This window comes from Pseudomonas palleroniana, assembly GCF_003031675.1.
In the GTDB taxonomy this organism is placed as follows: domain Bacteria; phylum Pseudomonadota; class Gammaproteobacteria; order Pseudomonadales; family Pseudomonadaceae; genus Aquipseudomonas; species Aquipseudomonas palleroniana.
This window is the reverse complement of sequence record NZ_PYWX01000006.1, coordinates 66,986-79,166: the sequence shown is the minus strand read 5'-3', so window position 1 is coordinate 79,166 and position 12,181 is coordinate 66,986. Positions and strand designations below refer to the sequence as shown.

Here is a 12,181-nt window from a genome sequence, read left to right as displayed (position 1 = left end):
CCCGCCCTTCGATGAGTTTTTTCAATCGAAGTCGGGTGGCTGTGCGCGCGTTTATCAGCTACCATTTTCGCAAATGAACATTAATGTTCGAATTCAAAGACGAAAAGATCGCGAGGCCAGCCGATGACTCCTTCCACCTTGCCTGCTCCACCGCTTGCCGAAGTCTATGACGTTGCCGTAATTGGTGGCGGGATCAACGGCGTCGGCATTGCAGCAGACGCAGCCGGGCGCGGGTTGTCGGTATTCCTTTGCGAAAAGGACGACCTGGCCAGCCACACATCGTCTGCCAGCAGCAAGCTGATTCACGGCGGCCTGCGCTACCTGGAACATTACGAGTTCCGCCTGGTGCGTGAAGCCCTGGCTGAACGTGAGGTGTTGCTGGCCAAGGCGCCGCACATCGTCAAGCCCATGCGTTTCGTGTTGCCGCACCGCCCGCACCTGCGCCCGGCATGGATGATTCGCGCCGGCCTGTTCCTGTATGACCACCTGGGCAAGCGCGAAAAACTTGCAGGCTCCAAAAGCCTCAAGTTCGGCCCTGACAGCCCGCTGAAAAGCGAAATCACCAAAGGCTTCGAATATTCCGATTGCTGGGTGGATGACGCCCGTCTGGTGGTACTCAACGCCATGGCCGCCCGCGAGAAAGGCGCCCATGTCCATACCCAGACCCGTTGCGTCAGTGCACGCCGCAGCAACGGCATGTGGGAAATGAACATGGAACGTGCCGATGGCAGCCTGTTCTCGATCCGCGCCCGTGCGCTGGTGAATGCCGCAGGCCCCTGGGTCGCCAAGTTCATCAAGGACGACCTGAAACTGGATTCGCCTTACGGCATCCGCCTGATCCAGGGCAGCCACCTGATCGTGCCGCGACTGTACGAAGGCGCCCACGCGCACATCCTGCAGAACGAAGACCAGCGTATCGTTTTCACCATTCCATACCTGAACCACCTGACCATCATCGGCACCACCGACCGCGAATACACCGGCGACCCGGCTAAAGTGGCGATTACCGAAGGTGAAACCGACTACATGCTCAAGGTGGTCAACGCGCACTTCAAGAAGCAACTGAGCCGCGACGACATCGTCCACACCTACTCCGGCGTGCGTCCGCTGTGCAATGACGAGTCGGATAACCCGTCGGCCATCACCCGCGACTACACCCTGGCACTGTCCGGCGGCAATGGTGAAGCGCCGATCCTGTCGGTATTCGGCGGCAAGCTGACCACCTACCGCAAGTTGGCGGAGTCGGCGATGGCTCAGCTGGCGCCGTTCTTCACCCAGATGCGTCCAAGCTGGACCGTAACAGCCAGCCTGCCCGGCGGCGAAAACATGACCACGCCACAAGCGCTGGCCGATGCCATTCGCAGCCGGTTCGACTGGGTGCCGAGCGAGCTCGCCCAACGCTGGGCCACCACGTACGGCAGCCGTACCTGGCGCCTGTTGGAGGGTGTGCAATCGCAGGCCGACCTGGGCGAGCACCTGGGTGGTGGCCTGTACACCCGTGAAGTCGACTATCTGTGCGCCGAAGAGTGGGTGACACAAGCGCAGGACGTGCTGTGGCGCCGGACCAAACTGGGCCTGTTCACCACTGCGCAAGAACAGGACAACCTGCAACGCTACCTCTCCCAGGTTGAACAGAACCGCAGCAAGACCCAGGCGGCCTGACCCTCCATCCCGTAGAAGCGAGCCCGCTCGCGAAAAACCTGAGAACGCCGCGTTTATCCAGAATGAACGCGGCGTTTTTGCGCCTGTTGGCGAGCGAGTCTGGTCCTACATGCCCTCCCCATTGCATTCGGTTTTCCGAACGCAACACTCCAACCTATTCGGTTTGCCGGATCCGACGGTTACATATTTGCCGTCACACAAAGTTAATCATCATATAAATCATGCAGTTAACCTTTTATTCCTGGTCTGGCACGACTCATGCTCTACACTCCCTGAGGATTGCCTGAGACGCTTCAGGAGCCGTTACGGGCATTCGCTGTACAAGAGAGCCGTTTAGCCGGCTTTATAAAAAAAACAAATGTCGAGGAAGTATTGATGCGCATCGTTCCCCATATCCTGGGCGCAGCTATCGCTGCTGCTCTGATCAGCACTCCAGTTTTCGCCGCCGAACTCACCGGCACACTGAAGAAAATCAATGACTCCGGCACCATCACTCTCGCGCACCGCGACAGTTCCATCCCGTTTTCCTACATTGCGGATGGTTCGGGCAAACCTGTGGGCTACTCCCACGACGTTCAGCTGGCTGTGGTTGAAGCCCTGAAAAAAGACCTGAACAAACCCGACCTCAAGGTCAAGTACAACCTGGTCACCTCGCAAACCCGTATCCCGTTGATCCAGAACGGCACCGCGGACCTCGAGTGCGGCTCCACCACCAATAACGCCGAACGCGCTCAGCAAGTTGATTTCACCGTCAACATCTTCGAAATCGGCACCCGCCTGCTGGTCAAGAAAGACAAGGATGGCAAGCCGTCCTACGCTGACTTTGCCGACCTGAAAGGCAAGAACGTCGTGACCACCGCCGGCACCACGTCCGAGCGCATCATCAAGGCGATGAACGCCGACAAGCAGATGGGCATGAACGTCATCTCCGCCAAAGACCATGGCGAATCCTTCCAGATGCTGGAAAGCGGCCGCGCCGTTGCCTTCATGATGGACGACGCCCTGCTCGCCGGTGAAGAAGCCAAGGCCAAGAAGCCGGATGACTGGGTCATTACCGGCACTCCACAGTCCTTCGAAGCCTATGCCTGCATGGTTCGCAAAGACGACCCAGCGTTCAAGAAAGCTGTAGATGACGCCATCGTTGGCCTGTACAAATCTGGCGAAATCAACAAGATCTACAGCAAATGGTTCGAAAGCCCGATCCCACCAAAAGGCCTGAACCTGAACTTCCCGATGAGCGAGAAGGTGAAGGAGCTGATCGCCAACCCAAGCGACAAGCCGGCACCTGACGTAAAAATCTGATACCTGACTAAGCTTATCTCCTGAGGGAGCCAACCCTCCCTCAGGCGTCTGTTACTACCTGCTGGCTTTAATTTGGAACACTCGACCTGGCGGTTTTCGAGCCGATCGCGTGTGCCTGGCGTTCACCGTCAGGTGGGAAAGGATCTTCCCCAAGCGGGTGCTTGTACATCGATCGATCTCGAGGGGAGACCCTAATGAATTACAACTGGGACTGGGGCGTATTCTTCAAGTCCACCGGCGTTGGCAGCGAGACTTATCTCGACTGGTACATCGCCGGCCTGGGCTGGACCATCGCCATCGCTGTCGTGGCATGGATTATCGCCTTGCTGCTGGGCTCCATTCTGGGGGTCATGCGCACCGTGCCAAGCCGCCTCGTATCGGGCATCGCGACCTGCTACGTGGAACTGTTTCGTAACGTGCCGCTGCTGGTTCAGCTGTTCATCTGGTACTTCCTGGTGCCCGACATGCTGCCGCAGAACCTGCAGGACTGGTACAAACAAGACCTGAACCCGACTACCTCGGCCTACCTGAGCGTAGTGGTGTGCCTGGGCCTGTTCACCGCCGCCCGTGTGTGTGAGCAAGTGCGTACCGGCATCCAGGCGCTGCCACGCGGCCAGGAATCCGCGGCGCGCGCCATGGGCTTCAAGCTGCCGCAGATCTACTGGAACGTGCTGCTGCCCCAGGCTTACCGGATCATCATTCCGCCGCTCACCTCGGAGTTCCTCAACGTGTTCAAGAACTCCTCCGTGGCGTCCTTGATCGGCCTGATGGAGCTGCTAGCGCAAACCAAGCAGACCGCCGAGTTCTCGGCCAACCTGTTTGAAGCGTTCACCCTGGCCACACTGATCTACTTCACCTTGAACATGAGCCTGATGTTGCTGATGCGCCTGGTCGAGAAGAAAGTCGCCGTGCCCGGCCTGATCTCCGTGGGGGGTAAATAATGGACTTCGATTTCAGCGGCATCATCCCCGCTATCCCAGGCCTGTGGAACGGCATGCTCATGACCCTGCAACTGATGGTCATGGGCGTGATCGGCGGCATCGCGCTGGGCACCGTGCTCGCGCTGATGCGCCTGTCGTCCAGCAAGCTGCTGTCGAGCCTGGCCGGCGCCTATGTGAACTACTTCCGCTCGATCCCACTGCTGTTGGTGATCACCTGGTTCTACCTGGCGGTGCCGTTCGTATTGCGCTGGATCACCGGCGAGGACACTCCGATCGGCGCGTTCACGTCCTGCGTCGTGGCCTTCATGATGTTCGAAGCCGCGTACTTCTGTGAAATCGTGCGGGCCGGCGTGCAGTCGATCCCCAAGGGCCAGATGGGCGCGGCACAAGCGATGGGCATGACCTATGGCCAGACCATGCGCCTGATCATCCTGCCCCAGGCGTTCCGCAAGATGACCCCGTTGCTGCTGCAACAGTCGATCATCCTGTTTCAGGACACCTCGCTGGTCTATACCGTGGGCCTGGTGGACTTCCTCAACTCTGCCCGCTCCAACGGCGACATCATCGGCCGCTCCAATGAGTTCCTGATCTTCGCCGGTGTCGTCTACTTCATCATCAGCTTTTCCGCCTCGCTGCTGGTCAAGCGTCTGCAAAAAAGGTTTGCCGTATGATCTCTATCAAGAACATCAACAAGTGGTATGGCGACTTCCAGGTGCTGACCGATTGCAGCACCGAGGTTAAAAAAGGCGAAGTGATCGTGGTGTGCGGGCCTTCGGGCTCGGGCAAATCCACCCTGATCAAATGCGTCAACGCGCTGGAACCGTTCCAGAAGGGCGACATCGTGGTCGACGGCACCTCCATCGCCGACCCGAAGACCAACCTGCCGAAACTGCGCTCGCGCGTGGGCATGGTGTTCCAGCACTTCGAACTGTTCCCGCACCTGACCATCACCGAAAACCTGACCATCGCGCAAATCAAGGTGCTCGGCCGCAGCAAGGAAGAAGCCACCAAGAAGGGCCTGCAACTGCTTGACCGCGTCGGCCTGTCGGCACACGCCCACAAGCATCCGGGCCAACTGTCCGGCGGCCAGCAACAGCGAGTGGCGATTGCCCGCGCCCTGGCCATGGACCCGATCGTCATGCTGTTCGACGAACCCACTTCGGCCCTCGACCCGGAAATGGTCAACGAAGTGCTCGACGTAATGGTGCAACTGGCCCAGGAAGGCATGACCATGATGTGCGTGACCCACGAAATGGGCTTTGCCCGTAAAGTGGCCGACCGCGTGATTTTCATGGATGCCGGCAAGATCATTGAAGACTGCCCGAAAGAAGAGTTCTTCGGCGATATCAGCGCCCGCTCCGAGCGTGCACAGCACTTCCTTGAGAAAATCCTGCAGCACTAAGTACTCCGTAGCTTCCCTTGTAGAAACCGGGTCAATGTGGGAGGTGGCTTGCTCCCGATAGCGCTATATCAGCCAATGCATATTCAGCTGAACCACCGCTATCGGGAGCAAGCCCCCTCCCACACTGGACCGGCAAGCTCTGGTTGACCCAAGGCATCTGTGATGAAATGCGACCCCAACCAATTTCGCGCCGCACCGCCATCACTTGCCGTGAAACCACGTCTGATTCGCCAACTGTTCCTGCCGCCGTTGATCATCGCCCTGATGATCGGCTTGGGTTATATCGGGTTCTGGGTCAGTGAGTTCTACGGCATCCGCACGCTCAGCGACACGGGCGAACGCCAGTTGGAGCTGCACGCCCGCACCGTCGAAAGTGAACTGAGCAAATACACCTACCTGCCCAGCCTCCTGGAATTGGAGTCCAGCGTTTCCCAACTGCTGGCCGACCCGAACCAGGAGACGCGCAAAACCGTCAACGATTACCTGGAGGGCCTGAACCGCCGCAGTCGCAGTCGGGCCATCTACGTGATGGACACTACCGGCCGCGTGCTGGCCACCAGTAACTGGCGCGATGCCGACAGTTACCAGGGTGAGGACCTGTCTTTCCGCGCCTATTTCCAGAACGCCGTGCGTGGCCAACCCGGCCGCTTCTACGGCATCGGCAGCACCAACGGCGAGCCCGGCTACTACCTGGCCCACGGCCTGGAAGAGCACGGCAAGATCATCGGCGTGGCCGTGGTCAAAGTGCGCCTCGAAGCCCTGGAGGAGCGCTGGCAACGTGCGCGCCTCGAAGCGTTTGTCAGTGATGAAAACGGCATCATCATCCTTTCCAGCGACCCGGCCCGCCGACTCAAGGCGGTGCGCCCGCTGAGCGATGACACCAAGGAACGCCTGGCGCACAGCCTGCAATATTACTGGGCGACCCTGAACGAGCTCGAACCCCTGGCCCGCGAGCGCCTCAACGAAGGCAGCGAGAAACTGACCTTCCCGGCCAACAGTGAAGTGGTAAACGACGAGCACGCCGTCAGTTACCTGGCACAAACCCGTCCGCTCAACGACACACCGTGGAATTTCACCCTGCTGACGCCGCTCAATGACCTGCGCCGCGCTGCGATCAATCAAGGCATCCTGGTGGCCGTCGCCTTTGGCCTGGTGGCCTTTCTGCTGATCGCCTGGAACGAACGGCGCAAGGTCATCGCCACCCGCCTCGCGGCCCGCGAAGCCTTGCAGGAAGCCAACAGCCAACTGGAGCGGCGGATTGCCGAACGCACCGCCGACCTGCGCGCCAGCAATGAACGGCTCAAGGGCCAGATCCGCGAACGGCGCCAGGCCGAAGAAACCTTGCGCCGCGCTCAGGACGAACTGGTACAGGCGGGCAAGTTGGCAGCCATCGGACAGATGTCCACCAGTATCGCCCATGAATTGAACCAGCCGCTGGCGGCGCTGCGCACGCTGTCGGGCAACACCGTGCGCTTCCTTGAGCGCGGCGCCCTCGACACCGCCAGCACCAACCTCAAGACCATCAACGAACTGATCGACCGCATGGGCCGCATCACCGCCAGCCTGCGCTCGTTCGCCCGACGCGGTGACGACCAGGGCGAGGCCAGCCTCGGCAAAGCCGTGGACGCTGCGTTCCAGGTGCTCGGCGCACGCCTGGACGGCCTGCCGATCACCCTGCACCGCGACTTCGCCGACGCCCAGTTGCAGATCGACCAGACGCGCCTGGAGCAGATCCTGGTCAACCTGATCGGCAACGCCCTCGACGCCATGCAGGCACAGCCGGCACCCGAACTGTGGCTGGAAGGCCACAGCGCCGACGGCAAATATCGCCTGCACGTGCGTGACAACGGTCATGGTATCGACCCCGAGGCGCGCAAACATTTATTCGAACCCTTCTTCACCACCAAGCCAGGCGAGCAGGGCCTGGGCCTGGGCCTGACCCTGTCCGCCAGCCTCGCGGCGGCCACCGGCGGCAACCTCGCCGTGGAACACCCGGCCGGTGGTGGTACTGCCTTTGTCCTGTGCTTGCCGCTGGCGGGCGCTCAAACAGCTGAGTCGACATGAATACAGACGCTACAGCCCCCAAGGACGGCCTCACCGTCCTGATCGTCGAAGACGACCCCCATGTATTGCTCGGTTGCCAGCAGGCCCTGGCACTGGAAGACATTCCCAGCGTGGGCGTAGGCAGTGCCGAAGAAGCGCTCAAGCGCATTGGTGAGAACTTTGCCGGCATCGTGATCAGCGATATCCGCCTGCCGGGCATCGACGGCCTGGAGCTGTTGACCCGCCTCAAGGCCCTGGATAAAAGCCTGCCGGTGGTACTGATCACCGGCCATGGCGATATCTCCATGGCGGTGGGCGCCATGCGCAACGGCGCCTACGACTTCATGGAAAAACCCTTCTCCCCCGAGCGCCTGGTCGACGTGGCGCGCCGAGCCCTGGAGCAACGCAGCCTGGCGCGGGAAGTCTGGTCGCTGCGCCGTCAGTTGGCTGAACGCGATTCCCTGGAAGGCCGCATCATCGGCCGCTCGCCGGCCATGCAGAACCTGCGTGAACTGATCGCCAATGTCGCCGACACCTCAGCCAACGTGCTGATCGAAGGTGAAACCGGCACCGGCAAGGAACTGGTCGCACGTTGCCTGCATGATTTCAGCCGGCGCCACGCTCACCAATTTGTCGCGTTGAACTGCGGCGGCCTGCCGGAGAACCTCTTCGAAAGCGAGATTTTCGGCCATGAAGCCAACGCGTTCACCGGCGCCGGCAAACGCCGTATCGGCAAGATCGAGCACGCCCACGAAGGCACGCTGTTCCTCGATGAAGTGGAAAGCATGCCGATCAACCTGCAGATCAAATTGTTGCGGGTGTTGCAGGAACGCACGCTCGAACGCCTGGGGTCGAACCAGAGCGTAGCGGTGGATTGCCGGGTGATCGCCGCCACCAAATCCGACCTCGACGAGCTGAGCCGTGCCAGCCAGTTCCGCAGCGACCTGTACTACCGCCTCAACGTGGTGACCCTGGAGTTGCCACCGCTGCGCGAGCGCCGCGAAGACATCCTGCAACTGTTCGAGCACTTCCTGCAGCAATCGTCCCTGCGTTTCGACCGCGCCGCGCCGGAGCTGGACAACCAGACCCTGTCGAGCCTGATGAGCCACGACTGGCCCGGTAACGTGCGCGAACTGCGCAACGTCGCCGAACGTTTCGCCCTGGGCCTGCCCGCCTTCAAGAAAAGCGGTGCCAGCAGCGGCAACCAGGGCCTGGCCTTCACCGAAGCGGTGGAAGCCTTCGAACGCAACCTGCTCAACGACGCCCTGCAACGCAGCGGCGGCAACCTGACCCAGGCCAGCCAGGAACTGGGGATGGCCAAGACCACGCTGTTCGACAAGGTCAAGAAATATGGCTTGAGCCACTAAGTCACAGGAGCCCCCACTCCTATCGCGACCTAACTTGTAGTGAGCGGGCTTGCCCGCGCTGGGCGGCAAAGCCGCCCCAACAAGACCGCTGCGGTGTTTCAGAAAGATCGAGGGCCTCGGTTTGGGGCGGCTTTGCCGCCCAGCGCGGGACAAGCCCGCTCACTACAGGTCTGCTTTCAGCGGATGATCTTTTCCACCTGGATGCCCAGTTTTTTCAGGCGATACCAGAAGCTTCTTTCAGAAATCCCGATCTTCGCCGCCGCCGCTGCCTGCACCCCGTTGCTCTCTTGCAAGGCCGCCAGGATGTAGGCTTTCTCCACCTCCGCCAGCGCCGCATCCAGGTCCTGAGGCACACCCAGGCCCTCGCTGAGCACCGCCGTCACGCCACCCTCGGTGGGCTTGGAGGCGAACAGGTAAGCCGGCAAGTCGATATCTTCAATCACCGGTTTGGCCGCCACGATGGTCGCGCGCTCCACGCAGTTTTGCAGTTCACGGATATTGCCCGGCCAGTTGTAGGCCGCCATGGCCTGCAACGCCTCCGGGCTGAAGCCGGTGATGCGTTTGCCGGCGGTGGCGCTCAGGGTCTCGGCGAAGTGCCGGGCCAGGGGCACGATGTCTTCGGCACGGTCACGCAGGGGCGGCAGCGGAATCGGGAACACGTTGAGACGGTAGTAAAGGTCTTCGCGGAATTCTTTGTTGGCCACCGCATCCAGCAGGTTTTTGTTGGTCGCGGCGATCACTCGTACGTCGACCTTGCGCTCGCGTGGATCACCCACCGGCTCGATCACCCGCTCCTGCAATGCACGCAGGATCTTGGCCTGCAAGGCCAGGGGCATATCGCCCACTTCGTCCAGGAACAACGTGCCTTTGTCGGCCTGCTGGAAGCGCCCGACCCGGTCACTGACCGCGCCGGTGAAAGCGCCCTTGCGATGGCCGAACATCTCGCTTTCCAGCAAGCCTTCGGGGATCGCCGCGCAATTGACCGCTACGAACGGTTTATCGGCCCGGCTGCCGTGCTTGTGAATGGCGCGAGCGACCATTTCCTTGCCGGTGCCGCTTTCGCCGGTCAGCAGGATGGTTGCATTGCTGTCGCGTACCGAGTCGATCGCGTGCAGCACCTGGCGAAAGGCCGGGCTTTCGCCCACCAGGCTGTCGAATTGGGCATGGTGATCCAGCTCGGCACGCAGCCGCGCGTTATCGCGCAGGATGTCGCGAAACTGCAAAGCCTTGGCCACGGTGATGTCCAGCTCGTCGATGTCGAAGGGCTTGGCGATGTAGTCATAGGCGCCATTGCGCATCGACTGCACGGCATTTTTCACCGTGCTGTAGGCCGTCATCACGATCACCGGCAGGTCCGGAAAACGCACCTTGATCTCGGCCAGCAGTGCCGGCCCATCCATGCCCGGCATGCGCCAGTCACTGATCACCAGGTCGATGTCTTCCTGCTCCAGCACTTTGAGCGCATGCAGGCCGTTGCTCGCGGTGAACACCTGGATGCCATTCTGGCTCAAGGCAGACGACAACAAATCACACAGCTTGGGTTCGTCGTCGACTACCAATACGTTATGCGTCATGACCTTCCTCATCGTCGCCATCGTCTTCACCCTGTGCCGGAATGTACAGGCTGAAGGTGGCGCCGGCATCTTTCTCACTGGCGCATTCAATGCTGCCGTCGTGACTTTCCATGATCGAATAGACTTTAGCCAGCCCCAGGCCGGTGCCCGAAGCCTTGGTAGTGACGAATGGCGTGAAGATACGCTCCATCATATCCGCCGGAATGCCCGGGCCGGTGTCGGCAATGCTGATCACCGTGTAGCCGTTCGTGCTGGCGATACCCAGCGTCAGACGCCCGCCTTCAGGCATTTCGTCGACGGCATTGAGAATCAGATTGAGGCACGCCTGCTTGATCTGTTTGGCATCCGCATAAAGGGTCGCGCCGGGGGCCTGGTCGATAATTTGTGCATCGATATTGTGGGTGGCCAATTCGGGGCCGCAGAAGCCGAGGATTTCTTCGACCACCGGGCGTGCCGCCTGCAACACACGCAACGGTGGGTTGGGTTTGGCGAAGTCGAGAAACTCGGTGATCAGTTCATTGATGCGGCTGACTTCGCTGATCACGTATTCCAGATGGCGCTTGTCGGTCTCCGCCAAGTCCGCACGGCGGTGCAACAGCTGGGTGGCGGTCTTGATGATACCCAGCGGGTTGCGGATTTCGTGAGCCAGGCCCATGGCGACTTCGCCCAGGGCGTGCAACCGGTCTCGACGGCGTAGTTGCGCTTCCAGGTGGTGCAGCTCGCCCAGGCGTTCGGTCATGTGGTTGAAGGTGCTGCTCAACTGCGCCAATTCGTCGCCGCCACTGACCAGCACCCGGTGCTCATAATTGCCGGAGATCACCGCGTTCACCCCCAGGGACAAGTCCCGCAGCGGCTTGGTCAGGCGCCGTGACACCAGTACCCCGGCGCCGAGGGACAGCGCCGAGCTGAGCAGGAAAATCAGCAAGAACAGGTTGCTCTGGTTCACCAACCCCACCAGGCTGGTATGGCGCAGCAGGCCACTGAAGATCACGCCTTGCAGGTCGCCGGCGTCGTTGAAGATCGGCCAGTACAAACCGCTGTAATTGTTGGTGAACTGTTCGCTCGGTTGTTTGGTGGCGCGCATGGCCGTTTCGACATTCTTCGGGATGCGCGACGGGTGATTATCAAAACGCTGGGTCGAGAATATCTCGGAAAAACCCGAAGGGTTGGCCAGGTACAGGCGCAGGTCGAGGGAGTGGACATCCGCCACACTGGTGAGGAAGCTGCTGTCCAGGTAGGTAGCGACCAGGAGCAGGTAGTCCTCCCCGTCCTGCGTAGTTTCGAACGTGGAGACCACCATGCCCGTCGTCACGCCGGCCACCTGCACCGTCTGCAAGACGGCATTGCTGGTCAGGTTGATCTGCTTGACCACATCGTCAGCCGCCGTGGTGAACACCACCTTGTGATCGCTGGCGCGGATCAGCGCAACTACGTCGATATCAGTGGCGTTGGCAATGTCGGCGGTCAGCCGGTCGTGCTTGGCGGCTTGCTTGCTTGACGGCGGGCTGGTGTAGCGCAGGAACAGCTTGGCCATGCGCGCGTTGTCATGAAGGATGTTGCCGACCTCGTCCTTGACGATCTTGGTCGACTCTTGCAGCCAGATGCGCACGTTGCTGTCGAAGATCTGTGACAGTGTGGTTGCCGCCAGTTCGGCCGCAATCATGGTCGGAATAACGCTGACCAACCAGAACGCCAGCACCAGCTTGCGCTGGACGCTCCAGCGCGAGATGGCAAAGGGGCGGGCTTTCGGGCGGGTCTTGGTGATCATCAGGTTTCGCTTATCACAGCAGCCATGGCAGGGTCGGAACGATCCGGTCGAAGAAACATTTTCGCGAAATTGAACAGCCCGTTCACCCACCGGTTAAGCCGGCGCAAGAACAGGCTGTTGTA

The 12,181-nt window shown here is 60.7% G+C and carries 9 protein-coding genes and 1 pseudogene; 7 read left to right on the top strand and 3 right to left on the bottom strand.

The genetic code is table 11. The annotated features are described in order from the left end of the window. Positions 1–123 precede the first annotated feature (123 nt). The 7 genes from glpD to aauR all read left to right on the top strand — a co-directional run bounded on the left by glpD (position 124) and on the right by aauR (position 8,717). On the top strand, positions 124–1,662 hold the full coding sequence (gene glpD, locus C9383_RS01525; protein WP_090366490.1) for a glycerol-3-phosphate dehydrogenase: 1,539 nt from the start codon (positions 124–126) through the stop codon (positions 1,660–1,662). A gap of 375 nt (positions 1,663–2,037) precedes the next feature. Then, on the top strand, positions 2,038–2,964 hold the full coding sequence (locus C9383_RS01515; RefSeq protein WP_090366491.1) for a glutamate/aspartate ABC transporter substrate-binding protein: 927 nt from the start codon (positions 2,038–2,040) through the stop codon (positions 2,962–2,964). 194 nt (positions 2,965–3,158) lie between these two features. Beyond that, on the top strand, positions 3,159–3,905 hold the full coding sequence (locus C9383_RS01510; RefSeq protein ID WP_060753937.1) for an amino acid ABC transporter permease: 747 nt from the start codon (positions 3,159–3,161) through the stop codon (positions 3,903–3,905). After that, positions 3,905–4,576: an amino acid ABC transporter permease gene (locus C9383_RS01505; RefSeq protein WP_060753936.1), complete on the top strand. Its 672-nt coding sequence runs from the start codon at positions 3,905–3,907 to the stop codon at positions 4,574–4,576. The genes C9383_RS01510 and C9383_RS01505 overlap by 1 nt, the downstream gene beginning before the upstream one ends. Next, positions 4,573–5,307, top strand: coding sequence for an amino acid ABC transporter ATP-binding protein (locus C9383_RS01500; RefSeq protein ID WP_060753935.1), 735 nt, complete (start codon positions 4,573–4,575; stop codon positions 5,305–5,307). The genes C9383_RS01505 and C9383_RS01500 overlap by 4 nt, the downstream gene beginning before the upstream one ends. Positions 5,308–5,469: 162 nt before the next feature. Beyond that, complete coding sequence (gene aauS / locus C9383_RS01495; RefSeq protein ID WP_060753934.1) at positions 5,470–7,371, top strand: two-component sensor histidine kinase AauS; 1,902 nt, start codon at positions 5,470–5,472, stop codon at positions 7,369–7,371. Continuing rightward, complete coding sequence (gene aauR, locus C9383_RS01490; protein WP_090366492.1) at positions 7,368–8,717, top strand: two-component response regulator AauR; 1,350 nt, start codon at positions 7,368–7,370, stop codon at positions 8,715–8,717. Before aauS ends, aauR begins: the two co-directional genes overlap by 4 nt. Before the next feature lie 176 nt (positions 8,718–8,893). On the opposite strand, the gene C9383_RS01485 is transcribed toward aauR, so the two are convergent. The 3 genes and pseudogenes from C9383_RS01485 to C9383_RS28565 form a co-directional block, all read right to left on the bottom strand. Next, positions 8,894–10,291: a sigma-54-dependent transcriptional regulator gene (locus C9383_RS01485; RefSeq protein WP_060754438.1), complete on the bottom strand. Its 1,398-nt coding sequence runs from the start codon at positions 10,289–10,291 to the stop codon at positions 8,894–8,896. Further along, on the bottom strand, positions 10,281–12,059 hold the full coding sequence (locus C9383_RS01480; protein WP_090366493.1) for a sensor histidine kinase: 1,779 nt from the start codon (positions 12,057–12,059) through the stop codon (positions 10,281–10,283). The genes C9383_RS01485 and C9383_RS01480 overlap by 11 nt, the downstream gene beginning before the upstream one ends. Next, positions 12,059–12,178 (bottom strand): annotated as a pseudogene (locus C9383_RS28565) (GNAT family N-acetyltransferase); the annotation flags it as partial. The gene C9383_RS01480 and the pseudogene C9383_RS28565, both read right to left, overlap by 1 nt. Positions 12,179–12,181: the final 3 nt, after the last annotated feature.